Here is a 24,298-nt window from a genome sequence, read left to right on the forward strand (position 1 = left end):
CCCGCCACTTGCGGCTTCGCCTGGCCACTGCGCTTGTGGCGGTCGGGGCGCAACTTCGACCGGCCACAGCACAAATCGACGCGGCGCCGCGCTACCCTCGGGGGCGAGAGCCCCGCCGGCCGACGCCGGGGACACGGGCCAAGCCCCCAGCCGACCTTGAGGAACACGAAGGAACACGACCGGTGACAGACCAGAACGCCAACAGCGCCCCCGCCGCGACGCCCGACATCATCTACACGCTGACCGACGAGGCGCCGATGCTGGCGACCCGCTCCCTGCTGCCCATCATCAAGGGGTTCACCCGCGCCGCCGACGTGAGCGTGGGCACCGCGGACATCTCCCTGGCGGGCCGCATTCTGGCCGCCTTCGGGCTGGCGGACGACGACCTGGCCCGGCTTGGCGCTCTCACCCAGGACCCGGCCGCCACCATCATCAAACTTCCCAATGTCTCGGCCTCCCTGCCGCAGCTCAAGGCCGCCATCGCCGAGCTGCGCGAGAAGGGCTACGACCTGCCCGACTATCCCGACGAGCCGGCCACCGACGCCGAGCGGCAGGTGCGCGAGGCGTACGACGCCGTCAAGGGCTCCGCCGTCAACCCAGTGCTGCGCGAGGGCAACTCCGACCGCCGCGCCCCGCAGGCCGTCAAGGCCTACGCGCGCACACACCCGCACTCCATGGGCGCGTGGAGTCCGGACTCCAAGACGCGCGTGGCCACGATGGATGCCGACGACTTCCGTCACAACGAGCGCTCCGTGGTGGTTCCCGAGGCCGGCACCGTGCAGATCCGGCTGGTTCCCGCCGACGGCGGCGAGCCGGTGGTACTGCGCGAGGAGCTGCCGGTGACGGCCGGGGAGGTGGTGGACGCCACCTTCATGTCGGCGCGGGCGCTGGATGAGTTCCTGGCGCGGGCCAACACCGCCGCCAAGGCCGACGACGTGCTGCTGTCGGTGCACCTGAAGGCCACCATGATGAAGGTCTCCGACCCGCTCATCTTCGGGCACGTTGTGCGCGCCTTCTTCCCCCGGACCTTCAACACCTACGGTGAGGTGCTGGCGGCCGCCGGACTGCGCGCCGAGGACGGGCTGGCCTCGATCCTGACGGGTCTGGATGACCTGCCCGAGGGTGAGCGGATCCGGGCGAGCCTGCGCGAGGAGATGGCGGCCGGGCCACGGCTGAACATGGTGGACTCCACCCGCGGCATCACCAACCTGCACGTGCCCTCCGACGTGATCATCGACGCCTCCATGCCCGCCATGATCCGCGCGGGCGGCAAGCTGTGGAATGCCGACGGCTCCATGGACGACACCCTCGCCGTCATCCCCGACTCCTCCTACGCCGGCGTGTACGAGGCCGTCATCGAGGACTGCAAGGCCAATGGCGCCCTGGACCCGCGCACGATGGGCTCGGTGCCGAACGTCGGGCTGATGGCCCGCAAGGCCGAGGAGTACGGCAGCCACGACAAGACCTTCCTGATCCCCGCCGACGGCACCGTCGAGGTCGTCGTCACCGCGGGCACGGGCCAGCCGGCCGGCACCGTGCTGCTGTCCAGCGCCGTCGAGGCCGGGGACATTTGGCGCGCCTGCCAGGCTCAGGACGCGGCCATACGCGACTGGGTGCACCTGGCCGTGGTGCGGGCGCGCGCCACCGGGGCGCCGGCCGTGTTCTGGCTGGATCCTGAACGCGCCCATGACCGCACCATCGCCTCCCTGGTGGAGCGCTACCTGGCCGATGAGGACACCACCGGCCTGGACATCCGGATCCTGGACCCGGTGGCGGCCACCCGCCTGTCGCTGGAGCGGGCGCGCCGCGGCGAGGACACGATCTCGGTGACCGGGAACGTACTGCGCGACTACAACACCGACCTGTTCCCCATCCTGGAGGTCGGTACGAGCGCCAAGATGCTGTCGGTGGTGCCGCTGATGAACGGCGGCGGCCTGTACGAGACGGGCGCCGGGGGTTCCGCCCCCAAGCACGTGCGCCAGCTGCTTGAAGAGGACTACCTGCGCTGGGACTCCTTGGGTGAGTTCCTGGCGCTGGCGGAGGCGCTGCGGCATGTGGCGCAGGTGAGCGGGAACGCGCGGGCGACGGTGCTGGCCGACGCCCTGGACGCGGCCACCACCACGCTGCTGCAGGAGGAGCGCTCCCCCGCCCGCCGCCTGGGCGGCATCGACAACCGCGGCTCCCACGCCTGGCTGGCCCTGTACTGGGCACGCGAGCTGGCGGCACAGACGGCCGACGCCGACCTGGCCGCGCGCTTCGCGCCCGTGGCCGAACAGCTGGGTGCGGTCAATGAGCAGGTGCAGGCCGAGCTGGTGGCGGTGCAGGGGCACCCGGTCGAGTTGGGCGGCTACTACCTGCCCGATCCGGCCCTGGCCGACGCCGTCATGCGCCCGAGCGCGGCCCTGAACGCCATCGTCGACGCGCTGTGAGTGCGGTGGATGCTGCCCCCTGGCCGGCGCCTGCCGCCTCCGGGCCGCTCGATGCCGTCATAGACCTGCCGGGGTCGAAGTCGCTTACGGCCCGGGCCCTGGTGGCGGCGGCGGTGGCGGGGGACCCGACGACGCTGCGCGGCGCCCTGCGCTCCCGCGACACCGAACTCATGCGCGCCGCCCTAACAGCGCTCGGGGCCCGCTTCGAGGAACTTCCTGACGATTCCGGTGCCTGCGCCGACGCCGTCCTGCGGGTCACGCCCGCGCCCCGCCCGTTCCCGGTCCGCGCCGGCGCCGACGGGGTGGCCCGTATCGACTGCGGTCTGGCCGGAACGGTGATGCGCTTCGTGCCGCCATTGGCGGCCCTGGCCGACGCACCCGTGGTCTTCGACGGCGACGCCGCCGCCCACCGTCGCCCACTGGCGCCACTGCTGGACGCCCTGACCGCGCTCGGCGCCGAGGTGGGCTACCTTGGTGATCCCGGCTTCCTGCCCGTGCGCGTCGGCCCCGGCGGCGGAGGGCCGCTGCGCCCCGCCGACCCGGCCCGCCCCGAGGCCCCGCACCGGGTGAGCGTGGACGCCTCCGGCTCCTCCCAGTTCCTGTCCGCGCTGCTGCTGGCCGGGTGCCTGCTGCCCGGCGGCCTGGCCGTCACCCCCACCGGGCCGGTGCCGTCCCTGCCCCATGTGGCCATGACCGTGGAGTTCCTGCGCGAACGCGGCATCGCCGTGGACGAGCCGGACGCCGGCGCCCCCGTGGGTGCACGCACCTGGACGGTTCACCCGGGCGCGCCGCGGGGCGGCACGCTGGTCATTGAGCCGGACCTGTCCAACGCGGGCCCATTCCTGGCGGCGGCGCTGGTGGCCGGCGGGCGTGTCGGCGTACGTCACTGGCCGGCGCACACCACCCAGGCGGGCGACGCCTGGCGGTGGCTGCTGCCGTCTCTGGGCGGCGCCGTCGAGCAGGCCCGTGAGGCGGACGGCTCGCTGACACTGACTGCGGTCGGCACCGGCGAACTGCACGGAATCGACGCCGACCTGTCCGCCGTCGGGGAGCTGACCCCCACGGTGGCGGCGCTGGCGGCCCTGGCCTCCGCGCAGGGGCACGCCTCGCGCCTGCGCGGCATCGGCCACCTGCGCGGGCACGAGACCGACCGCCTGGCCGCACTGACCACCGAGATCAGCCGCATCGGCGGGACGGCTCGGCAGACCGCCGACGGTTTGGAGATCGACGCGCTGCCCACCGGGGTGCACCTGCACCCGGCCCGGCTGCGCGCCTACGCAGACCACCGCATGGCGACCTTCGCGGCCGTCGTCGGCCTGGGCGTCCCCGGAATCGAAGTGGACGACATCGCCTGCACCGCCAAGACCCTCCCCGACTTCCCCGCCCTGTGGGCGAAGCTGCTGGCCGACCGGGAGGGGCGCTGATGGCACGCCGCGACATCGGCACCGACGATCCGCGGGTGCGGGTGCGCCCCGGTAAGCGCTCGCGCCCCCGCACCAAGCAGCGCCCCGCCCACGCCGACGCCGTGCCCGGCATGGTCACCCGCATCGATCGCGGCCACTACCGCATCCGCCTGGAGGACCCCGCTCTCACCACCGACGGCAGCGGCGACATCACCGCGATAAAGGCCCGCGAGCTGGGACGCGGGAAGGTCGTGGTCGGGGACCGGGTCGCCGTCGTCGGGGACACCTCCGGCCGCAAGGACACCCTCGCCCGCATGGTGCGCGTCGACGAGCGCCGCACCCTGCTGCGCCGCAGCGCCGAGGACGGGGACGCGGCCGGCACGGAGAGGCCCGTGGTGGCCAACGCCGACCTGCTGGTGATCGTCACCGCCCTGGCGGACCCGGAGCCGCGCCCGCGCATGATCGACCGGTATCTGGTGGCCGCCTACGACGCCGGCATGGAACCGCTACTGGTCCTGACCAAGGCGGACCTGGCCGACGCCGCCCCGCTGCTGGCTCTTTACGAGCCGCTGGGCGTGCGCTCGGTGTCAACGCGACTGGATCCGTCCAGCCGGGCCGAGGCGTCCCGCGCCGGCGGCGACGGCGTGGAGGCGGTGCGCGCGCTGATCGGCGGGCGCACCTCGGTGTTCGTCGGACACTCCGGGGTCGGCAAGTCCACGCTCATCAACGCGCTCGTGCCCGGAGCGGACCGGGTCACCGGCGAGGTGAATGTGGTCACCGGACGCGGGCGCCACACCTCCACCAATCTGCAGGCACTCGAGTTGCCGGGTGGCGGCTGGGTGATCGACACGCCCGGGGTGCGCTCCTTCGGGGTGGCGCACGTGTCCAGCGCGGACGTGCTGCGCGGCTTCCCGGATCTGACCGAGGTCGCCGAGGACTGCCCGCGCGGCTGCACGCACGAGGCCGGCGTTATCGAGTGTGCCCTGGATGAGTGGGTCGCCGACGCCGCGCCGGAGCCGGCGGAGCGTGAGCGGCGTCGGGCCCGGGTGGACTCCTTCCGACGTCTACTCGCCCCCGCGCTGGAGGCCGAGGACCCCACGACCCCGACGGCGCACCGCCGGTGAGCCGGAGCGAACTGGAGCTGCACAGCCGAGTCGGCGCTGTGCGAGCGAGACCGGAGTTCCGGAAATGGCGGGTCGGGCGTGGATGACGGTCCAGTTCGGCCAGGGACATCTCCGCCAGTTGCACCTGATGTGCATGGAACCGACCGGACGGGTCGGGAGTGTGGTGGGTGGGGGTGTCTGCTACGCCGGTCAGACGTTAACAACGCTACTTAACGGTCTGCTGTATACCCCAGGAGCCTTCAGCAGACCGTTAACAGGCGTTGTTAACCCCGAAGTGGCGTTGCTGACGGTGAAGTGGCGTAGCAGACGGCCCCCACACCCGCAAACACAACGAGCCCCTCTAGTCTCTGGGTGTTACTCGTGCCGGTCTCAGGGAGAGGAAAGCAGCCATGGCCCGCATGCCAGTCAGCACCAGCAGCCCTGTTATCCGCCCCGGCGGGACAGCGGACCTGGATGCAGTGGCCAAACTACTCACCGAGGTGTTCACCGCAGATCCACTCATGCGCACCATCGCCGCGCGGGCCCCGAAGCCGGTGGCGGCCCTGGATCACCTGCACCGCTGCGAGTTGACCGCTCACTATCTCTCCCCCGACGCCTCTCAACGGGCCGGTGCGCACGTCGACCTGGCGGTGGCTGACGCCGGCACCCCGAACGAGCGGCTGCTCGGCGTCGCCCTGTGGGATGCGCCCGCCCAGGACCGACATGCCACGGGACCGTTCGGCTCCGAGCCACTCGACGGGGTCGACCTGGACCTGCTGGGCGGCGCCTGGGAGCTGGTGCTGCTAGATGCGGCCCAGTGTGAGTCGGCCCAGCCGCCGCAGCCGTACTGGTACCTGTACATGCTCGCCGTCGCTCCCGGCGCCCGCGGCTCCGGCGTGGGCACGGCGCTGCTGCGCCACGGCCTGGAGCGCGTCGACGCCGACGGCGTGGCCGCACACCTGGAGTCGACCACGCCGGCATCGCGACGGTTGTACGAACGCCTGGGATTCTCGTTGGCGGCGACGCTCGACGCCCCGCCGCTGCCGGTTTACTGGGCCTTGACCCGCCCTGCGCGTCCGCGGCGGTAACGGCCGCAGTCGCGGCGAAAACGTGCCCGGTTCGGCGCCTTGTTTCCTCCCTGCCCTGCGGCGGCGGACGTTAGTCTGAACACATGTCCGCTTCCCCGACTGCCGGGGCTCTCCTTCCCCGCTCCGCCTGGACCGACCTGTCGGCACGCGCCGAGTTGTCGCCGGCGCGCCGCCGCGTACTGGCAGCGGTGGAGGAGTCAGGCCGGTCGGTCACGGCGGCGCAGCTGGCCCGGAGTCTCGAGCTGCACCACAACACGGTGCGCGAGCACCTGGACGCCCTGGTGGAGGCGGGCCTGGTGGCGGTGTCCGCTGCCCCCACAGGGCGGCGAGGTCGCCCCGCCCTGCGCTACGCACCGGCCGGCCCCGATCCGGCGCAGGTGGTCGGCTCCTACCTGTCCCTGCTGGATGCGATTGTCGAGCAGCTCGGCGACGGTGAGCAGGCCCGCCGGCGGGCAGAGGCGATCGGCCGGCGCTGGGCTCAGTTGCTCCCCGATGAGCCCGCGGCCCCGACGGCGCAGGTCGCCGCCTCCGCGGCATCGACTGCCACGTCGACGACGCGGCTGACCGCCATGCTGCCGCACCTGTCGCATATGGGCTTCGCCCCCGAGTTCGACGGCGAGCAGATCACCCTCAAGGCGTGCCCGCTGATGACCGCCTCCCGGCCGCCGCACCGGCTGGTGTGCCGCATGCACGAGGGCTTCCTCAACGAGCGCTTCGCCCGCCCGCACACGGGCGGCCCCGCCTCCGCCGACCGCACGGACGGCGGCGCCGCGGATGCCGTCGAGGCAGGCACGGGGGCGCCGACATTCTCGGTCATCCCACTGTGTGCCGACGGCTGTCACGTGATGGCACGGGCAGCCACGACGACGCCGACCGGCGAACCGCCCGTACCCCAGGCCGCCGCATCAGCCGAACACCGGCCTGTCGAAACCGTGGCCAGCCGATAGTTCAGGGTTCAGCCGGTGACCCGCAGGTAGCTCATCGCGCCCTTCTCCATGTCGGCGAAGGCGTGGGTGACGAACGTGTAGGTGCCCGGGGCCGGCGGCACGCATTCCACGAAGCCGCCCTGGGCGGGCTGCAGCCCGAGCGCCTGGCTGCCGCCGGACCAGCCGGCGCCGACGTCGTCGGGCCCGCCCAGCGTCCAGGCGCCCTCGTGGAAGACCTGGTCGAACTGCAGCCCAACGATGTGGAAGGACGTCGGCAGGGAGGGCCCGGCGTCGAGCACCCAGAAGCGCAGCCGCTCCCCCGGCTTCGCCGTCAGCGGCCGGTCGCGGTACTGAAAGGCGATGCCGTTGAAAGCCAGCAGGTCGGGGGTCTTGGCGGCCACCTTGTCCGCGTCGGTCTCTCCGCCCTCGGATCCGAGGTAGAGCTCGGACTGGATCATGACGAACTCCCGGTCCGCCGCGGCGAGCCCGGGCGGGTCGATGATGACGGCACCATGCATGCCGGAGGCCAGGTGCACGCTCATCGGGGCGGTGGAGCAGTGGTACAGCCAGATGCCGGAGCGCTGGGCGGTGAACTCGTACACGAGCGAGTCGCCGGGGTCGATGGAGCGCATGGGCGCGTCCGAGGAGATGACGCCGGCGTGGAAGTCGATCGAGTGGCTCATGGAGCCCTCATTGACCAGGGTGATGCGGAAGGTGTCGCCGACCCGACCGCGCAGCACCGGGCCGGGCACCTGCCCGTTGTACGTCATCCGCCGCTGGGTGACGCCGCCGCCCACATACATGGCCTGTTCGGTGACGGTGAAGGTGTGCTCGTGGACGGTGTTGGCGGTGTCGGCGGGCGCCAGCACGGCGTCGAAGGGCTCCACATCGTCGGGAAGGGCGGCGGCATAATCGAGTACGGCGTCGCCCGCCCCGGCCGCAGTCGCCGTAGTCGAAGCGGCGGCCTGCCCGGCAGCGGTGACGTGGAAGACCATGCCCTGGGCGCGGTGCCCGGCGATGGAGCACCAGCCCTCCAGCGGGCCGGAGACGACACCGGCATCGAGGCTGCCGGTCTCGCCGGCGGGGACGCGGCCGGTGGAGGCGGTGGTCCCGTCGTCAAGCTGGAGCACGAGGTCGTGGACCTGGTCACCGGTGTTGTCCAGGGTGAGCACCAGCCGGTTGCCGGCGGGAACGTCCACGGTGTCGGGCACGAAGCGCATCCCCTCGACCGCGACGGTCACGGTGGTGGTCCGCCCCGTGACGGCCACGGGACCGGCCTCCGTTGACGGGGTGCGGGTGGCCCGCCAGGCGGCGATGCCGGCGCCGGTGGCCACGGCCGCCCCGGTGGTGAGCAGGCCCAGGAGCACGCCGCGGCGATCCAGGCGCGCCTGAGGGGCGGCGTCGGCTCGACGTTGGCCACGGCCGACGGCGGGAGCGGTGCCGGCGGTCACGGCCGCGCGCCCCTGTGGGATGCCGACGCCACCGCGGGCCGCCGGAGCCGCCTGGGGACGGTCCGCATCGTCTTCGGCGCGATCATTCACGGGCGTCCTCCCTCGTGCTTCTCGCCGCGCAACACCCGCCGCAACGCCAGGGCGATGCCCACCGGCACGTAGCCGGCCACGGCGGCGCCAACGACCGCCGCGGCCAGCCGCACCGCCTCGGGCAGCATCTGGGCGACGGCGATCAGCAGGCAGCCGTTGGCCGTCACCACCCGCCAGGCGGCGGCCCGGTCCAGGATGGCGTTGGTGGCGCGGGCGGCGGCCGGGCCCCCACCCAGCATGACCGGGGTGAGGTAGCTCAGCGCGGCGGCCACAATCTGCAGCGCAAATCCGGCGCCCAGGGCCACCCGGACGGTGTGGATGACCTCGCGGGCGGCGGCGACGTCGTCGGCCAGGACGATACCGGTGCCGATGTAGCCCACGCAGGCCAGCAGCCAGCCCACCGACGCCGCCGCACTCATGGTGGCGAAGGAGGTGGGCGGCACGCGCCGGGCCGTCACCGCGGCGGGCAGGACCACGGCGGCGGCACCGATCAGGTACACGACCACGCCGATTCCCGCCGCCATACGCCACAGGCCCGCGCAGGCGGTTATGGCGACGCCCGCCACGAGGAGTGGCAGTCCCCGGGTCGCCCAGCGGGCGGCGGTCGGCTCCATGCGGGTGCGCAGCATGGTCGGCCACAGCACGGTGAGCGTGCCCAGCACGGTGATGCCGACGAAGCCGAGCAGCATGGTGGTGGTGTGGGCGAGGTAGTAGGTGTCGGCGAGGGCGGCGGTACCGCGCCGGTCGGCCCAGGAGGTGAGGTAGCCCAGGACCGCGCCGATTCCCAACAGGCTCAGTGCGGCCAGGTAATGAAAGACCAGGGGCGCCATCCTGGGTGCCAGGGCGCGGCGGTATTGGACGCCGATCGCAGCCACACCCAACAGCGCGCAAGCGAGCACCGCCGTCACCCCGGCCAGGGTGACGGCGGGACGCCCGGCGGTGATGCCGACCAGCACCGCGATGGCACCGAGGCTGTGGGCATGCAGGCGCACGTCCAGCAGCCCGGCGCCGCCGAGCGCGGGGCGGTGCAGCAGGGTATCGGCGAAGTGGGCCGACCAGATGGTGATCGCCGAACCGATGCCGCCGAGCAACAGGGCGTGCAGCGGCAGCCAGGTGCCCCAGGCCGCCAGCGGCCCGCCGATGACGCCGACCGCGAGCGCAGCCGCGACCACCAGCCAGGCCAGCACCACCGCATTGCGGCGGACCTGAGTGCGGCGACGGCGATGAGGCCTGGGTGTGCGGGCTCGCCCGTCTGTGCCCGTCCGCCCGGCATCGGGGCGGCCGCCGTCGGGCGTACCACCCAGCTTCTTTTTCACGTCGACTACCGTAATAAATCGGGTGGGCCGCAACAATCCAAGGACAGCTTCGCCGCATGAACGTGCGCATGAAGAGTCTCCGTATCGACCGACGTCCCTCACGATGCGAACGCGCATGCCGCCGCGGTTCTCCTCACCTGCCACCGATGTCGGTCGCCCCGCGCAGCCCCAACAGCCACATGAGGTACAGCCCGCCGCAGGCGGCCGACAGCAAACCGACCGGGATCTGGAAGGGTGCCAGCAGCCGCTGCGCCAGCAGGTCGGCGACCACCAGCAGCGCGGCGCCCATGGCGGCGGAGACGGACAGCGTCAGCCCCGCCGTCCGGGCCAGTCGCTGCGCCAACTGGGGTGCTGCCAGTGCCAGGAATCCGATGGGGCCGGCCACGGCCACGCACACGGCTGCGAGCACCACCCCGTAGCCGACCATCGCGGCCCGCAGCCGCCCCACGCCCAGCCCGAGGGAGGTGGCGGCGTCGTCGCCCAGCTCCAGGACCGCGGCGGGCCGACCCATCCAGGCGGAAAGTGGAATGAGAAGGGCGGCCCCCACGATCAGCGGCCGCACCTGCGCCCAGGTGATGGCGTTCAGGGACCCGTACTGCCAGGCACGGGCCACCTCGGCCTGTTGGATGGTGGCGCGCGAGAGCAGGTAGTCGTTGAGTGCGGAGAGGGTCTGGGACAGGGCGACGCCCGCCAGTACCAGGTTCTCGCCGGCCCCGCCGCGCCGCATGGCCACCATCACCACTACCGCGGCGGTGGCGAAGCCGCCGACGGTGGTGCCCAGGGCGGTGGTGGCGGTGGAGGAGGTAGCGGACACGAGAATGACCAGCAGGCCGCCCGTGGTGGCGCCGGTGGTGAAGCCGACGATGTCGGGGCTGCCCAGTGGGTTGTGGGACAGGCTCTGAAAGATGGCGCCCGACAGCGCCAGCATGGCCCCGATCAGGGCGGCGGCGACCACGCGGGGCAGCCGCTGCCCCAACACGATGAACCGGTCTAGCTCGCTGCCGCCGCCGGCAAGTACGCGCAGGGCGTCTGCGGCGGACAACTCATATGCGCCGGTCAGTAGCGTGTAGGCGCCGACCGCGGCGGCTACTGCCACCAGCGCCGTCGTCACCGCCAGGGCGCGACGGCGCACCATCAGGCTGCGGCCCGGGCCCGGGCGCAGCAGGAGACGCCCGGCGGGCGGGCCCACGGCATGCGCGGCCCGTGTGTCGGCATCGGGCCCCGCGACGGTGCGCAAGCCCGCGGAACGCGCCGCCTGACCGCGTGACGCCCCCGCACCGTTGCCCCGCGCCCTCATCCGGCCGTCTCCCCACGTCGCAGCACCATGACCAGCAGCACGGGCCCGCCGATGAAGGCGGTGACCACGCCCGCCTCAAGTTCGTCGGGGCGGATGACCAGTCGGCCGACGATGTCCGCGGCCAGCAGCAGTATCGGCCCGGCCACCAGGGAGGCCACCAGCAGCCGCCGCTGATCGGCCCCCAGGACCAGTCGCAACACATGGGGCACCACCAGCCCGATGAAGGAGATGGGGCCCACCGCCGCCGTCGAGGCCCCGCACAGCAGTGTGATGGCGGCCAGGGCGAGCATCCGGGCCCGTCCCAGCCGGGCGCCGAGCGCGGCGGCCTGTTCCTCGCCCAGGGCCAGCACATTGAGGGTGTGTCCGGAGGCGAGAGCGAGGGCAAGCCCGACCGCGAGGAATGGGGCCACCCAGGCCAGCAGCGTCGCGTCGCGGCCCTCGAGGGCGCCCACCACCCAGAAGCGGTAGGAGTCGAAGGCGCTGGTGTCGTACATCGTGATGGTACCGGTGATGGCGTTCAGGCTCGCACCCAGGGCGATGCCGGCCAGCACCAGCCGAGCCGGGCCGGCCTCCCCACTGCGACGGGCCATGAGCTGAACCAGGGCGGCGGCCAGTGCCGCACCGGCGAAGGCGAACCAGAGATAGCCGGACACGGTGGTGATGCCGCCGAGCCAGACGGACAACACCACCGCCAGGGAGGCGCCGGCGTTGACGCCGAGGATGCCGGGCTCGGCCAGCGGGTTGCGGGTCAGGGCCTGCATCACCACTCCGGCCACGGCCAGGGCGGCGCCGGTGACGACGGCGAGGGCGGTGCGGGGCAGGCGCAGCCGCCACACGATGAGCGAGGCGACCGTGTTGTCGTGGGCGCGCAGCCCTTCCCAGGCCTCGGCGAGGCCGAGCGGCCGGGAGCCGACGGCGAGACTGAGCAGACACAGTGCGACGAGTACGCCGATGCCGCCGCACAGCGCCCCCGCGTCCAGGGCGAGGGGACGGAGGCCACTTGCACGGAACATAGTTCTTTAGGATAGCCTCACCGTATGAGTTCTCTGTTCTCGCGCCGCACCGCCCTGGGCGTGCTCGGCGCCGCCGTCACCGTCCCCGTCCTCGCCGCCTGCTCCGGCTCCACGACCTCCACCGCGACCGGCTCGGCGTCGGCAGACGCCTCCACCGCAGCCGGGGAGGCGGCCAGTACCACCGCGGCGGACGCCACCGTGCCCACCGCGATTCCCGACGGCATGGGCTCCGGTCAGGGCGACGACGTATTCCCCCGCACCGTCACCCACTTCCTGGGGGACACCACCATCGAGGCCGCGCCCGAACGGGTCGTGATCATCTCCACCGGCCAGCTGGACGCCGCCCTGACGCTCGGCATCGTCCCGGTCGGCGCCACCTCCGGCGACGGGGCCGGCACCGTCCCCGACTACCTGCCTACCGCCTTCCCCGACGACGCCGACGCGCTGGCGGCGATCACCGACGTGGGCTCGCGCACCGAGCCGAGCGTGGAGGCGATCGCAAATCTCTCTCCCGACCTGATCCTGATGAATATCGCGGGCAAGGACGCCGAGTCCCTGTACGGCTCGCTGAGCGAGATCGCCCCGACCGTGGCCACGCAGGGCACCGGCCAGTACTGGAAGCAGGACTTCCTGCTGCTGGCGGACGCCCTGGGCAGGCCGGAAACGGCCCAGGCATGGCTGGAGGCCTTCCACGCCGATGCCGCCTCCTCCGGTGAGGGCATCGCCGATGACGTGACCGTGTCCCTGCTGCGCAAGAACGGCGACCGCACCCGCATCTTCGGGGCCGTCTCCTTCGCCGGCTCGGTGCTGGCCGACATGGGCGTGGCCCGCCCGGACACCCAGACCTTCACAGACGACACCTCCATCGACATCTCCGAGGAGCAGCTCGACCAGGCCGACGCCGACTGGATCCTGTTCGGCGTACAGGGCGGGGACGCCTCCGAGCTGACCGGCATGTCGCTGTGGCCGACGCTGTCGGCGGTGCAGGCCGACCAGGCCGTGCAGGTGGAGGACGACCCCTTCTACCTCAACGCCGGCCCAACGGCGGCCCGCTTCGTCCTGGACACCGTCACCCAGACGGTGAAATGAGCGCCGCTCACGAGCAGTAGCGCGAACCCCGTGCGGACCATGGCCCAGACCGCCCCGGGCCGGAGTGTGCTCCAGGCCCGGGGCGTGTGCCTGTCCTACCACCCCGAGCATCCGGTCATCGACGAACTGACCGTGCGCGTCGAGCCGGGCGCGGTGACCATGATTGTGGGGCCGAATGCCTGCGGGAAGTCCACGCTGCTGCGCGCGCTCAGCCGGGTGCTCGCCCCCACCGCCGGGCAGGTGCTGCTCGACGGCAAGGACGCCGCCGACATCCGCCCGAAGTCCTTCGCCCGCAGGGTCGGCATGCTCGCCCAGTCCTCGATCGCCCCCACCGGCATCACCGTGCACGAGCTGGTGGCCCGCGGCCGCTATCCCTACCAGTCGCTGCTGCACCAGTGGTCCGAGCAGGACGACGAGGCGGTGACGGCGGCGATGGAGCGCACGCATGTGGCCGACCTGGCCCGCAGGCGAGTCGCCTCCCTGTCCGGCGGGCAGCGGCAGCGGGTGTGGATAGCCATGGCGCTGGCCCAGCGCACCGACGTGCTGCTCCTGGACGAGCCCACCACCTACCTGGATCTGGCCCACCAGGTGGACGTGCTGGAGCTGTGCCGGGAGCTGAACGCCGAGCTGGGCACCACAATCGTGGCGGTCCTGCACGATTTGAACCAGGCGTGCCGCTACGCGGATCGGATCATCGCCATGCGCGCGGGCCGCATTATGGCCAATGGCACCCCGCGGGAGGTGGTCACCCCGCAACTGGTGCAGGAGGTGTTCGGCCTGGAAGTGCACGTGACCCCGGACCCGCTCACGGACACCCCGCTGGTTCTGCCGCTGCCGCGCAGGAGGCAATAGTCGGCAGGCGCGGCGGCGTGTCGCCAGGCACTGGCAATACCTGGCGACGGACGCCGGGACGGTTTTAACCTTGTCGGCGAGGAACAACCGATGCGGGTTGTCCGCCCGCATCATCCCGAATCGAGGAGTATTCGTGACCGCCACAACTCTGCCCGAGACCATGCGCGCCGTCATCATGCGCGCCCCCGGCGACGTCGTCGTCGAGGACGTGGAGGTGCCCCGCGTGGTCAAGCCCACCGACGTCGTCATCAAGCTGGCCGCCGCCTGCATCTGCGGCTCCGACCTGTGGCCCTACCGGGGCCTGGAGCCGGTGGAGAACCGCCCCATGGGGCACGAGTACGTCGGCACCATCGTGGAGGCCGGCGACGAGGTGAAGACCCTCAAGGTCGGCGACTTCGTGATCGGCTCCTTCATGCTCTCGGACGGCACCTGTGAGATCTGCCAGGCCGGCTACCCGTCCCGCTGCGCCAACGCCGGTTCCTACACCGGCTCCCAGGCGCAGTACATGCGCGTGGAGCTGGCCGACGGCTCACTGGTGGCCGTACCCGGCGGGGAGCCCGACGACCCCGACCGCCTGGCCGACTACCTGGCCGCCTCCGACGTGCTGGGCACCGGCTGGTTCGGTGCGGTGGCCGCCGAGGCCGGACCGGGCAAGACCATCGCCGTCGTCGGTGACGGCGCCGTGGGCCTGTCCGCGGTGCTGGCCGCCAAGGCGCTCGGCGCCGAGAAGGTCATCGCCTTCTCCCGCCACGAGGACCGGGCCGCCCTGGCGCGCGAGTTCGGCGCCGACGTCGTCATCGCCGAGCGCGGTGAGGAGGGCGCGGCCAAGGTCAAGGAGCTGACCGGCGGCTACGGCGCCCACGGCGTGGTCGAGGCGGTCGGCAACCAGGTCTCCATGGACCAGGCCATCGCCTCCTGCCGGCCCGGCGGTTACGTCGGCTTCGTCGGCGTGGGCCACGATCAGCAGATCGACGGCACCGGCCTGTTCTTCGCCGAGGTGCACCTGCACGGCGGCCCCGCCCCGGTGCGCCGCTTCCTGCCCGACCTGATCAAGCGCATCCAGGCCGATGAAATCCACCCCGGCAAGGTCTTCACCACCCGCATTCCGCTCGACGACGCCGCCGAGGGCTACAAGGCCATGGACGAGCGCCGCGAGATCAAGGTCCTGCTCGAGGTCTGAGCCGATGACATCCGCGGCTCAACCGCCGGACGCGGCGCCGTCGTCGGGCATGCAGCCCGGCGGCGGCGCCGCCCTCGGCCCGCAGGACCTTGTGGCCCACACGGCCGCGGGACTGCCGATCACGTCTGACTCACCGCTGAAGGGTGTTTCCGGCCGGACGATGCAGGAGGCCCTGCGGGTGACGTCCGAGCTCAACGGGGCCTACCACTCCCCCGCCGAGGTTCAGGAGCTCTTCGCGCACCTGACCGGCACGCCGGTGAACCGGACGCTGGGCCTGGTGCCCCCGTTCCACACGGACTTCGGCCGCAACATTCACATCGGAGACAATGTCTTCATCAACGCCGGCTGCTGCTTCCAGGACCAGGGCGGCATCAGCATCGGCAACCGGGTGCTGATCGGCCATCGCGTGGTGCTGGCGACCCTCAACCATGCCGAGCCCGTGGCCGAGCGCGGCACGCTGCTGCCCGCCCCCATCAGCATCGGCGACGACGTGTGGATCGGGGCGGGCGCCGTCGTCTGCCCGGGGGTGAGTATCGGGGCCGGTGCGATCGTGGCCGCCGGGGCGGTGGTCACCCGGGATGTGCCCGCGGGCGTTGTGGTGGGCGGCGTGCCCGCCCGGGTACTGCGCGAGGTGAAAACGGAGTCGGATACGCAATGACGGTTTGTTGGAGTACTTCGTAGACTGGGTGTATGACGATCGCAGAAGTTTCCGACGTTGATCTGAAGCGTCTTGGCGAATTGTGTCAGCGCTTCGGCATCGCGACCCTGGATGTTTTCGGGTCGGTTGCGCGTGGAGAGGCCAGTTCTTCCAGCGACGTCGACCTGCTCTACCAGCTTCAGCCCGGCCGGAGCCTCGGATGGGAGATCGAAGACCTGTCCGACGAACTCGCCACCCTGTTCGGACGGCCGGTGGATCTGGTCTCCCGCCGCTCCCTACACCCACTCATCCGAGAGCAGGTTCTTGCCGACGCGGAGACACTCTATGCCGCGGCCTGACGATCTCTTCCTTCACGAGATGCGGGACGCCGTGTCACGGATACACCAGGTCATCGGACACTTCAGCACCGAGGAGATCACCGCTGATCCGCTGCGGACCGACGCGCTGATGTGGAACTACACGGTACTAGGCGAAGCGGCAAACAAGGTCTCCCGGGGTTTTCGCGAGGCCCATCCAGAGATTGTCTGGCATCGCCCCATCGGTCTGCGCAACCGGATCATCCACGGATACTGTCGATCGACATTGACGTGCTCGTCACGACCGCGCAGCGCGACCTGCCCGACTTGGCCCAGCGCCTGGACAAGCTCCTCAGCGCCGAGCATCGTTAGCCAGCCAGTCCTTGTCGTACGCGTGCCAGTAACCTAGCGAGCTTAAGCCGGCTCTTCGTATTTGGGAGTGTGGCGGGCTGAACCCACCGACACCAAGCGCTCAAACACCTTCTTGCTCGAGCGTGCTGAGCGCGCCGCCGCGGCGTGAGCGCCGGGGCCGGAGTCGGAGCGATCCTCGCTGAGGCATGAGGCATAGAGACGCGACGACACCCGCGGAGACTGCTGGTCTTCAACGTGTTGACACTGTTGGAGGAGCATGACTATCCTTAATGCAACCGATCTCAGCAATCGATCTCGAAGAGGAGCGATCGCGGTGTCGGTCGAGCTGTACGACCTTTCCTGCCCGGCCGCCGGTAACCCTCGCAGGTCCATGCGCTGAGCCCCACGGCACCAACCGAAGGCATGGTGATGACATATGGACAAGGCCCGAACCCTTGTTCTGGGAGCCTCCCATTGGCATGTACCCCTGTATGCCGAAAGAATCGCTGTCCGGCACAACGTCATCGGATTGTCCGATCCGGACACCCGGCTGGTCCAAGACCTGACGAATCTGTGGGGAGCGCCCGTCTACACCGACTGGCGCCGGATGATCGATGAGTCGACAGACATCGATCTCGCCTATGTCTTCGTTCCACACTCGCAGATGAAACAGGCCTGCTTGGCTCTCATCGAGCGCGGGGTCGCGATCGTCGTCGAAAAACCCGCAGGTGTCTCCCGGGATGAACTACGCAACATCAAGCACGCCGCCAAGGCCGCCGACGTCCCGATCGCAATTCCCTTGGTCCAGCGGGGAGGTCCCGTCGACCTGTGGCTGTCAAAGGCCGGTCGCTCGGTGTACGAGTCGGTGCAGTTCATCGCCGGTCCTCCTTCGCGCTATGAGGAAGCCAGCCCCTGGATGCTTGACGCCGCCCAGTCCGGTGGCGGCTGCACGGTCAACCTCGCTCCCCACTTCGTAGACCTCTTCCTCCAATCCGCGCAGGCCGAGGCCCCCTCAGTCGTCGCCGCGATGTCATCGGCACTGCACGGCACCGGCGTCGAGGACTACTCCGCGATGACGATCCGCACCCGCGACGGGCGCATCGCGACGATCGAAACGGGATACGCCTTCCCGTCCTCTCCGCTCAAGCGGCACTGTTCCTACGTCCGCATCGGCACGCACGGAACGGCGAGCATCTGGTCCGATGGACGCGCCTCCTTCACCTCGGCAGGCGGGGCAACCGAGACCTCGGAGTTCGACGTCGACTCTGATCCGCTGTACCCCGTGTTCGTCGATAATGTCGCCGAGCGGTTGGATCGTGGATTCGAGGGCCTCCCGACGATTGATGATCTCGAGAAGACCATGTCTCTGATCTGGCTGGCTTATGACTACAGCCGACGAGGAGACAGCAATGACAAGCAGCACCCCGAGCATTGACGATGTCGCAGCAGCAGCCGGAGTTCACCGATCGACCGTGTCACGCACATTCTCGCGTCCGGAAGCCGTCAAGCAGTCCACCCGCGAGCATGTGCTCCGCGTGGCCGAGGAACTGGGGTACAAGATGAGTCCCCTGGCCCAGGCCCTCCGGACGAAGACCAGCACCTTGGTGCCCCTCCTCGTCCCCGACATCACCAACCCGTACTTCGCGGAGCTGGCCAAAGCCATGACGGCTGCCGCTGATGAACGCGGATACCAATTGGTCCTGTGCGTCACCGGCAACGACCCCACGGCAGAGACGCGCTATCTCGAGGCGATGCGATCGATGTACGCCCCCTTCGCGATCATCGCACCCTACTCCCACGAGTACCCCGACGGCGCTCGTATCGCCGGATTCGGACGCCACGGCGTCATAATCGACCGGGGCGAGGGCACGGACGGGGTCTCCACCGTCAGCCTCGACAACGCGCGGGGAATCGCCCTGGCGTTGGAGCACCTTTGCGAACTCGGGCATACGGCGATCGCATACGTCTCGGGACTTGCCGGCACTCGCACCGCAGCCGATCGGCGTCAGGCATATCTCACCCTCTCCAAGGAACGCGGCTTGGTGCCCTGCGAGCTGTCCGCGACCCCGGGCGCCGACCTCGGCGAGTCCGTAGCCGACCAGATCCTGGTGATGCAGGAGCGTCCCACCGCCCTTATCGCGGGCAACGACCTCGTCGCATTTCGGCTCATCAGCGCGCTCGGCACGCGTGGGATTCGCGTTCCCGAGGACATCTCCGTCACCGGCTTCGACGGACTACCGCTGGGTGCCTCGTTCAACCCGCCGCTCACATCAGTGCGCCAGCCCATCACGGAGATGGGCGCCACCGCCCTGGCCGTCGCCCAGAGAGTGGCGGAAGGCGCGCCGGTCGAACACGTGGTGCTCGAACCCGATCTGCTCATCCGCTCATCGACAAGGAGGATTTCATGACCGATCGGCTCATGCCCGGTCTGCAGTACGTGGATCACGCCGCCTTCACCGTGCCCAACCTCAATGAAGCCGTGGACTTCTTCGTCGAAGTGCTCGGCGCCGAGGAGCTCTACCGCTCGCAGCGCGGCCCGGATGGGGACTACATGTCCGTGAACTTCGACGTCCCCGACGATGCGTCCCTGACCCTATCCATGCTCCGTCTGCCTCCGAATCTCAATGTCGAGCTCTTCGAATGGCAGGCCGAAGGCCAGCGCACCGAACACCCCCGGCACTGCGACCGGGGCGGCCACCACCTGTGCTTCGTCGTCGATGACGTAGATGCAGCCGTGGCTCATCTGAAGACCATTGAGGGGGTGCGCATCCTCGGCGAGCGCAAGGAGGTCGGAGCCGACAGTCCCCTGGTCGCCGGAAACCGTTGGATTTACCTGGTCACTCCGTGGGGACTCCTCATGGAACTCGTGGACCGATCCCGCGTCGCCAATCCCCCGCACTTCGTCGGCCCCGCCGACTGGACCTCCCCGAAGGAGCAATGAACCGTGATTATCGCCGGCCATACCATGGGCACGCCAGACCACGACCTGGCAGGGGCTCTGCGCCTGTTTCGTGGCGCCGGCCTGGACGCCGCCGAAGTGATCTACCAGGACGACTACCCCAGCGGTATACCCACGACAGATCCGCGCGCCGCCGCCGAGGCCGCCCGCATCGCCGACGGTGAGGGCGTGCCGATTATCGGGCTCACCCCCTACACCACCTCCATCAATAGCCTCGACGACGCCGAGTGGAACTCGGGGATCGACGAGTTCCGGGCTTGCATCGACGCCGCACACACGCTTGCAGCCACGGCAATCCGTGTTTACGCGGGCTCCTGGCATCCTGGGGACACCGACCATGAGGCGCACTGGGCGCGACTGCGCGAGGCGCTGGCGGTTCTAGGGCCCAAGGCGCGCGCCGCCGGCACCGTACTCTGCGTGGAGAACCACTTCGGCACGATGACCCAGACCGCCGCCGACACCGCCAAGCTCGTACGTGAGGTCAACGACGCCGGTGTCCGCGTCCTGTACGACCAGGCGAATCTCACCTTCACCCACGACGAGACCTGGCAGGAGGCCTTCGCGGTGCAGGGCGATCTCATCGGCCACGTCCACGTTAAGGACCTCGTCTTCAAGGATCCCGATGCCCCTTTCCGCGCCGCGGGAACCGCACGCGTCGAGGCTAATGAACGGGCCGTGCGCTCGCGCGTGGTCGGTACAGGAGTACTCCCCTGGCCCGAGATCCTCCGCGCACTCATCGCGACCGGCTACGACGGCGCTCTATCGCTCGAATACGAATACCGCTGGCACCCCCAAGACCTGCCCGAACCCGCCGTCGGCTTCGCGCAGTCCGTTATCAATCTCAACAAGATTCTCAAGGAGGCAAACGCATGAGCAACGCTCTTCGCGTCGGCGTCGTCGGCCACGGCAATATCGCCACCATCGCTCAGCTGCCGACGCTCGTCACTCGCGACGACGTCGAGATGGCTGCACTAGTCAGCATTCTCCCCGACCCCGAACCGGTGAAGCGCCGCTGGGGCTTCCAGAACGCCTACCCGACACTTGAGGCAGCGCTCGACGCCCAGGAACTCGACGCGGTCTTCATCCTGACCCCCCGCTCCGAACACCTCGCCATGACCAAGACCGCGCTGGAAGCGGGCGTCGACGTCTTCTGCGAGAAGCCTCTGGCCACAACCGCCGCCGGCGCGCAGATGCTCGCCGAGACCGCCGAGAAGAACGGCCGTATCCTCCAGGTCGGCTTCAACCGCCGCTTCGCCCCGGTATATGCCGCTGCGCACGATTCCTTCGGTGAGACCGGCGCGAGCTTCTGCGTCGCTCAGAAGAACCGCGCGGGATCCGAATACCGTGCCACTTTCGAGAACGCCATTCACATGGTTGACCTCGTCCGCTGGTTCTGCGGCGGTGAGCCCGTCGAGGTCACCGCCTATGCGGCCGGAGAGGACAAGTGGCAGGAGGATGGGATCTCGGCGCTGATCCATTTCGACAACGGGCATACCGGCGTCGTCGTCGGAGCGCGCAACGCGGGTGGCTGGAATGAGAGGCTGGACGCCTACGGGCAGATGACGTCCGCATCTGTGGTCGCCCCCGACTCGGTGACGATCACCCGTCCGGAGGGCACCTCGCTGCGTGAGATGACGCCTGAGAACTTCGGCTGGGCCACGGCCACCGAGACCATGGGATTCGCCGGCGCCGTCCACCACTTCCTCGACCGCGTCCGGGACCGTGGTGTCCCGCTGGTCTCGGGGGTAGAGGCGGTGAAAACCCAGCAGCTGCTCGAACGCATCCTCGAAGTCAGCGGACTGCCGACCGACGAGCAGCCCGGTCGTGTCTGGTCCAGCCACGCCAAGAAGTGACCGGCCAAGAATTGGCCGGGCGGCCCCGTCCCCGGAAATCTGGCTGGGCGGCGATGGTGTATGCGCCCTGTAACGCAGCAGGAGCGAAGAAGGAGTTCCATGATTATCAACACCTTTTCATATCTGTGGAAGGGAAGTGCCCTCGATTCGATCCGGGCATTGATCCCAGAGGGATACCGGGAGTTCGAGTTCCCGATCAGCTCCCCGTACTGCTGGCCCCTCGAGATGCCGACCGAGGCGCGCGCCGCCCTGATCGACTGCCTGGCTGAGAACGAGGCGTCGGTCAGGTCACTCAATGCGGGCGGATACGACCTGAATCTGGCCAGTCCGGCTGCGAGCATGAGGCGCAAGAGCATCGACCACATCACGACCGTCATCGAATTGGCGACGCAGATCGACGCGCGGGAGGTCGTCATCTCGCCGGGCACCCGGCGCCCGATGATCTCTCCACCTCTGAGCAGTGTGTACGACTGGCTGTACGAGAGCCTCCGGGTGCTGATCCCCGTCGCAAGGGATGCGGGCGTCAGGCTCCTCATGGAGAACACCCCTTACTGCTTCACCCCGACTCTGGAAGAGATGGCCCGCGTCGTCGAGGACTTTGACGATGATGCGTTAAGGATCGTCTATGACGTCGCCAATGCCGCGTTCATCGAAGAGGACCCTGTCGCAGGACTAAATGAGCACCATGACGCGATCGGTCTGATCCACATCTCCGATACGGGCCTCGACGAGTGGGGACACGACCCGATCGGCACCGGTGTCATCGACTGGCACGGGCTAGGTACCGCGGTTGCGCAGACTTGCGGTATCGAGAACGTCGTCCTGGAGATCATTCGTGAGGAGGATCCTCTGAGCGAGTTCAGACAGGCGATGAAAGATCTCGCCGACTTCGGGTGGAGGGACCTAGCCTGACGAGGACCGAACACGTGTCTCAAAGTTTGAGGGTGGGTACCTCCTCGTAGGAGGTACCCACCCTCAACGTCTTGCCCGTGCGATCACCGCGAGCTCGGCCGCCCGGGGATAGTCGAGAGGATAGATTTCGAGAAGCCTCCGTCGACGCAGACGTCCTGCCCCGTCACATAGCCGGCCAGCGGGCTGATGAGGAACTCGATGACGTTGGCGACGTCCATCGGGGTGCCGATCCTCCCCAGGGGGATGATCTGCTCGCGCTTGCGCTTGATCTCGGGATCGGTGTACATCGCCTCGGTCATGCCGGTGCGCGTCATACCCGGGGAGACGACGTTCGATCGAATCCCGTCGGGTGCCCACTCCAGGGCCAGCGTCTGGGCCATCATCGTCAATCCGGCCTTAGCCGGGCTGTAGGCCCCGGAGCCCGCATGGGGCTGCTGCGCCGACATCGACGATGTGAAGCAGGCGGCGCCCCGGCTCGTCTTGAGGTGCGGGTAGGCCGCCTTGGCCAGGAGCCACGCCCCGCGCAGGTTCGTCTCAAGCATCTCGTCCCAGTCCTCAAGGCTCAGATCGCAGATCTGCCCGGGGCAGGCGATCCCGGCGTTGGCGACTAGGGCATCGATGCCGCCGAACGCCTTGACGGTCTCATCGACGAGTTTCTGCGCGGTGTCCGGGTCACGCAGGTCTCCGACCAGGATCAGGGCTTCGCCGCCCATCTCGGTGATCTTCTGGGCGATCTGGTCCTGGGTGTCATTCCTCTCTCGCCCGCATACCGCCACGCAGGCCTGTTCTCCGCGAGCGAGGGCGGCCTCGGCGATACGCAGGCACGCGGCGGCTCCGATGCCGCTGCTGCCTCCGGTGACTAGTGCTCTCATGGTGCGTTCCTTTCGTTTCCTTGATTTACTTCCACCATTGCTGGGTCAGGCGAAGAGGTGATGCGCCGAGGCGCGCAGCTCCTCGGCGGTCGCGCCGGGGTAGCCGAAGAATTCGAGGTAGGCCGGGATCAACTCGAGCAGCATCGTCGATCCGCCCTGGACTGTGCAGCCGCGCGCGGATGCAGCCCGGAGGAAGGGGGTGTCGTCGGTGCTCAGCACTACGTCGCCGACGAAGGACCCGGGCGCGATTCGATCGACATCGACCGACATCGGGTCGGTGGGCTTCATGCCGAGGGGAGTCGCGTTGATGACGACGTCGTATCCCTCGGGATCGTTCGATCCGATCCGCAGCTCCACATTCGGGTAGTAACTGTGGATGCGCTCGCCAAGGGCCTCGGAGGCCGCGTTGTTCGGATCCGACAGGGCGATCGCGCTGATACCGGCTCCGGCCAACGAGGCCGCAATCGCCGAGCCGACGCCGCCGCTGCCGACGACGAGTGCGCGTTTGCCTTCAGGATTTATACCCTTGCCGCGCATGCCGCGGACGAAGCCCGCGCCGTCGAACTGGTCGGCGATGGTGGTGCCATCGTCGCGCAGGAGGACGGCGTTCGTTGCGCCAGCGATGGCGGCGGTGGCGGTCACCTCGTCGACGAGTTCCATCGTGGAGATCTTGTGGGGCATGGTGACCAGAGCTCCGCGCAGATTCGTCAGCCGCATGACTGCGCGGAAGAACGCGGGGTAGTCATCCGGTTTGATGCCCATTGGCACAACGCAAACGTCATGGCCGTGAGCGTCGAACCAGGGGTTGCAGATCAGGGACGATTTGAAGGTGCGTGTGGGGTAGCCCAGGTGGGCGATGATCGTGGTGTTTCCGCTGAGTGTCATGGTCTCTTCCTTGAGGTTGAACGGGCGGATCAGATGAGGAGGTTGGAGTCGTCGGTGAGTTCGTCGTCCTCGTCGGTGTCCTTGTGGATTTGTCGCAGTTCGACGCCTCTCCAGGCGCAGGTGACGTTGCCGTGCTGTGCCCAGTAGGAGTCCCAATCGGCGAGTTTCGCGGCATCGCGGGCCAGTCCGCGCGCGCGCAGGCGGGCTTTAAGCAGTTCGGGCGCAACGTGGATCTGGATGACTTTGATGTGGGCCTCGGCTGGCCAGCCGAAGCG

Annotated in this window: 24 protein-coding genes; 17 read left to right on the top strand and 7 right to left on the bottom strand. The window is 69.6% G+C overall.

Annotation, left to right across the window (positions count from 1 at the left end):
* Positions 1-257 precede the first annotated feature (257 nt).
* From DRB06_RS06500 to DRB06_RS06520, 5 genes are all read left to right on the top strand, one after another.
* Positions 258-2,429, top strand: a complete 2,172-nt coding sequence (locus DRB06_RS06500) for an NADP-dependent isocitrate dehydrogenase (RefSeq protein ID WP_234416208.1) — start codon at positions 258-260, stop codon at positions 2,427-2,429.
* Between the two features lie 5 nt (positions 2,430-2,434).
* On the top strand, positions 2,435-3,853 hold the full coding sequence (gene aroA / locus DRB06_RS06505) for a 3-phosphoshikimate 1-carboxyvinyltransferase (RefSeq protein WP_258522169.1): 1,419 nt from the start codon (positions 2,435-2,437) through the stop codon (positions 3,851-3,853).
* Positions 3,853-4,956, top strand: coding sequence for a ribosome small subunit-dependent GTPase A (rsgA, locus tag DRB06_RS06510; RefSeq protein ID WP_111819451.1), 1,104 nt, complete (start codon positions 3,853-3,855; stop codon positions 4,954-4,956). Before aroA ends, rsgA begins: the two co-directional genes overlap by 1 nt.
* A 389-nt stretch (positions 4,957-5,345) precedes the next feature.
* Positions 5,346-6,023, top strand: coding sequence for a GNAT family N-acetyltransferase (locus tag DRB06_RS06515; RefSeq protein WP_234416130.1), 678 nt, complete (start codon positions 5,346-5,348; stop codon positions 6,021-6,023).
* A gap of 83 nt (positions 6,024-6,106) precedes the next feature.
* Positions 6,107-6,970 carry a metalloregulator ArsR/SmtB family transcription factor gene (locus DRB06_RS06520; RefSeq protein ID WP_111819452.1) on the top strand — a complete coding sequence of 288 codons (864 nt, stop codon included), beginning with the start codon at positions 6,107-6,109 and terminating at the stop codon, positions 6,968-6,970.
* A gap of 8 nt (positions 6,971-6,978) precedes the next feature.
* Here the strand turns inward: DRB06_RS06520 and DRB06_RS06525 are convergent, their stop codons facing one another.
* The 4 genes from DRB06_RS06525 to DRB06_RS06540 form a co-directional block, all read right to left on the bottom strand.
* Positions 6,979-8,490 (bottom strand): multicopper oxidase domain-containing protein, encoded by a 1,512-nt coding sequence (locus DRB06_RS06525; protein ID WP_258522170.1) that lies wholly within the window; start codon positions 8,488-8,490, stop codon positions 6,979-6,981.
* Positions 8,487-9,806, bottom strand: coding sequence for a hypothetical protein (locus DRB06_RS06530; RefSeq protein ID WP_146750824.1), 1,320 nt, complete (start codon positions 9,804-9,806; stop codon positions 8,487-8,489). Before DRB06_RS06530 ends, DRB06_RS06525 begins: the two co-directional genes overlap by 4 nt.
* 133 nt (positions 9,807-9,939) lie before the next feature.
* Positions 9,940-11,103: an iron chelate uptake ABC transporter family permease subunit gene (locus DRB06_RS06535; RefSeq protein ID WP_083565249.1), complete on the bottom strand. Its 1,164-nt coding sequence runs from the start codon at positions 11,101-11,103 to the stop codon at positions 9,940-9,942.
* Positions 11,100-12,116: an iron ABC transporter permease gene (locus tag DRB06_RS06540; protein ID WP_111819454.1), complete on the bottom strand. Its 1,017-nt coding sequence runs from the start codon at positions 12,114-12,116 to the stop codon at positions 11,100-11,102. Before DRB06_RS06540 ends, DRB06_RS06535 begins: the two co-directional genes overlap by 4 nt.
* Before the next feature lie 24 nt (positions 12,117-12,140).
* Here DRB06_RS06540 and DRB06_RS06545 point away from each other — a divergent pair, with 24 nt between their 5' ends.
* From DRB06_RS06545 to DRB06_RS06600, 12 genes are all read left to right on the top strand, one after another.
* Positions 12,141-13,205 carry an iron-siderophore ABC transporter substrate-binding protein gene (locus tag DRB06_RS06545; protein ID WP_111819455.1) on the top strand — a complete coding sequence of 355 codons (1,065 nt, stop codon included), beginning with the start codon at positions 12,141-12,143 and terminating at the stop codon, positions 13,203-13,205.
* Positions 13,206-13,244: 39 nt separating this feature from the next.
* Entirely contained in the window at positions 13,245-14,057 is an 813-nt protein-coding gene (locus DRB06_RS06550; protein WP_111819479.1) for an ABC transporter ATP-binding protein, read from the top strand.
* Between the two features lie 160 nt (positions 14,058-14,217).
* Positions 14,218-15,237: a zinc-binding dehydrogenase gene (locus DRB06_RS06555; RefSeq protein WP_108969607.1), complete on the top strand. Its 1,020-nt coding sequence runs from the start codon at positions 14,218-14,220 to the stop codon at positions 15,235-15,237.
* Between the two features lie 4 nt (positions 15,238-15,241).
* On the top strand, positions 15,242-15,895 hold the full coding sequence (locus DRB06_RS06560; RefSeq protein ID WP_234416125.1) for a DapH/DapD/GlmU-related protein: 654 nt from the start codon (positions 15,242-15,244) through the stop codon (positions 15,893-15,895).
* 32 nt (positions 15,896-15,927) lie between these two features.
* Positions 15,928-16,233, top strand: coding sequence for a nucleotidyltransferase family protein (locus tag DRB06_RS06565; protein ID WP_073327077.1), 306 nt, complete (start codon positions 15,928-15,930; stop codon positions 16,231-16,233).
* A gap of 19 nt (positions 16,234-16,252) precedes the next feature.
* A complete protein-coding gene (locus DRB06_RS16940) occupies positions 16,253-16,600 on the top strand; it encodes a DUF86 domain-containing protein (RefSeq protein ID WP_395994431.1) in 348 nt (115 codons plus the stop codon).
* A 378-nt stretch (positions 16,601-16,978) separates the two neighbouring features.
* Positions 16,979-17,977, top strand: a complete 999-nt coding sequence (locus DRB06_RS06575) for a Gfo/Idh/MocA family protein (RefSeq protein ID WP_108966704.1) — start codon at positions 16,979-16,981, stop codon at positions 17,975-17,977.
* Positions 17,978-18,014: 37 nt separating this feature from the next.
* Positions 18,015-18,950: a LacI family DNA-binding transcriptional regulator gene (locus DRB06_RS06580; protein ID WP_244542518.1), complete on the top strand. Its 936-nt coding sequence runs from the start codon at positions 18,015-18,017 to the stop codon at positions 18,948-18,950.
* A complete protein-coding gene (locus DRB06_RS06585) occupies positions 18,947-19,483 on the top strand; it encodes a VOC family protein (protein ID WP_108966700.1) in 537 nt (178 codons plus the stop codon). Before DRB06_RS06580 ends, DRB06_RS06585 begins: the two co-directional genes overlap by 4 nt.
* 3 nt (positions 19,484-19,486) lie before the next feature.
* The gene (locus DRB06_RS06590) at positions 19,487-20,374 is read left to right on the top strand and encodes a sugar phosphate isomerase/epimerase (protein WP_108966698.1); all 888 of its coding nucleotides are present in this window, start codon (positions 19,487-19,489) and stop codon (positions 20,372-20,374) included.
* The gene (locus DRB06_RS06595; protein ID WP_111819456.1) at positions 20,371-21,354 is read left to right on the top strand and encodes a Gfo/Idh/MocA family protein; all 984 of its coding nucleotides are present in this window, start codon (positions 20,371-20,373) and stop codon (positions 21,352-21,354) included. The genes DRB06_RS06590 and DRB06_RS06595 overlap by 4 nt, the downstream gene beginning before the upstream one ends.
* Positions 21,355-21,453: 99 nt before the next feature.
* Positions 21,454-22,266, top strand: a complete 813-nt coding sequence (locus DRB06_RS06600; RefSeq protein WP_108966694.1) for a sugar phosphate isomerase/epimerase — start codon at positions 21,454-21,456, stop codon at positions 22,264-22,266.
* Between the two features lie 83 nt (positions 22,267-22,349).
* Here the strand turns inward: DRB06_RS06600 and DRB06_RS06605 are convergent, their stop codons facing one another.
* From DRB06_RS06605 to DRB06_RS16085, 3 genes are all read right to left on the bottom strand, one after another.
* Complete coding sequence (locus DRB06_RS06605) at positions 22,350-23,138, bottom strand: SDR family NAD(P)-dependent oxidoreductase (RefSeq protein WP_108966692.1); 789 nt, start codon at positions 23,136-23,138, stop codon at positions 22,350-22,352.
* A gap of 45 nt (positions 23,139-23,183) precedes the next feature.
* Entirely contained in the window at positions 23,184-24,023 is an 840-nt protein-coding gene (locus tag DRB06_RS06610; RefSeq protein WP_111819457.1) for a shikimate dehydrogenase, read from the bottom strand.
* Between the two features lie 29 nt (positions 24,024-24,052).
* Positions 24,053-24,298 (bottom strand): hypothetical protein (locus tag DRB06_RS16085; protein WP_220092988.1); only part of this gene is annotated, 246 nt, incomplete at its 5' end.

The sequence above is a fragment of the Actinomyces sp. Z5 genome, from assembly GCF_003287795.1.
Taxonomy (GTDB): domain Bacteria; phylum Actinomycetota; class Actinomycetes; order Actinomycetales; family Actinomycetaceae; genus Actinomyces; species Actinomyces glycerinitolerans.

Bases quoted from the DNA above. Each gene is read 5' to 3' on its own strand.
- DRB06_RS06585 (WP_108966700.1), top strand. From the start codon at position 18,947: ATGACCGATCGGCTCATGCCCGGTCTGCAGTACGTGGATCACGCCGCC.
- DRB06_RS06605 (WP_108966692.1), bottom strand. From the start codon at position 23,138: ATGAGAGCACTAGTCACCGGAGGCAGCAGCGGCATCGGAGCCGCCGCG.
- DRB06_RS06500 (WP_234416208.1), top strand. From the start codon at position 258: ATGCTGGCGACCCGCTCCCTGCTGCCCATCATCAAGGGGTTCACCCGC.
- DRB06_RS06540 (WP_111819454.1), bottom strand. From the start codon at position 12,116: ATGTTCCGTGCAAGTGGCCTCCGTCCCCTCGCCCTGGACGCGGGGGCG.
- DRB06_RS06595 (WP_111819456.1), top strand. From the start codon at position 20,371: ATGAGCAACGCTCTTCGCGTCGGCGTCGTCGGCCACGGCAATATCGCC.
- DRB06_RS06575 (WP_108966704.1), top strand. From the start codon at position 16,979: ATGGACAAGGCCCGAACCCTTGTTCTGGGAGCCTCCCATTGGCATGTA.
- DRB06_RS06515 (WP_234416130.1), top strand. From the start codon at position 5,346: ATGGCCCGCATGCCAGTCAGCACCAGCAGCCCTGTTATCCGCCCCGGC.
- DRB06_RS06560 (WP_234416125.1), top strand. From the start codon at position 15,242: ATGACATCCGCGGCTCAACCGCCGGACGCGGCGCCGTCGTCGGGCATG.
- DRB06_RS06545 (WP_111819455.1), top strand. From the start codon at position 12,141: ATGAGTTCTCTGTTCTCGCGCCGCACCGCCCTGGGCGTGCTCGGCGCC.
- DRB06_RS16940 (WP_395994431.1), top strand. From the start codon at position 16,253: ATGCGGGACGCCGTGTCACGGATACACCAGGTCATCGGACACTTCAGC.
- DRB06_RS06555 (WP_108969607.1), top strand. From the start codon at position 14,218: ATGCGCGCCGTCATCATGCGCGCCCCCGGCGACGTCGTCGTCGAGGAC.
- DRB06_RS06610 (WP_111819457.1), bottom strand. From the start codon at position 24,023: ATGACACTCAGCGGAAACACCACGATCATCGCCCACCTGGGCTACCCC.
- DRB06_RS06600 (WP_108966694.1), top strand. From the start codon at position 21,454: ATGATTATCAACACCTTTTCATATCTGTGGAAGGGAAGTGCCCTCGAT.
- DRB06_RS06550 (WP_111819479.1), top strand. From the start codon at position 13,245: ATGGCCCAGACCGCCCCGGGCCGGAGTGTGCTCCAGGCCCGGGGCGTG.
- DRB06_RS06535 (WP_083565249.1), bottom strand. From the start codon at position 11,103: ATGAGGGCGCGGGGCAACGGTGCGGGGGCGTCACGCGGTCAGGCGGCG.
- rsgA (WP_111819451.1), top strand. From the start codon at position 3,853: ATGGCACGCCGCGACATCGGCACCGACGATCCGCGGGTGCGGGTGCGC.
- DRB06_RS06565 (WP_073327077.1), top strand. From the start codon at position 15,928: ATGACGATCGCAGAAGTTTCCGACGTTGATCTGAAGCGTCTTGGCGAA.
- DRB06_RS06520 (WP_111819452.1), top strand. From the start codon at position 6,107: ATGTCCGCTTCCCCGACTGCCGGGGCTCTCCTTCCCCGCTCCGCCTGG.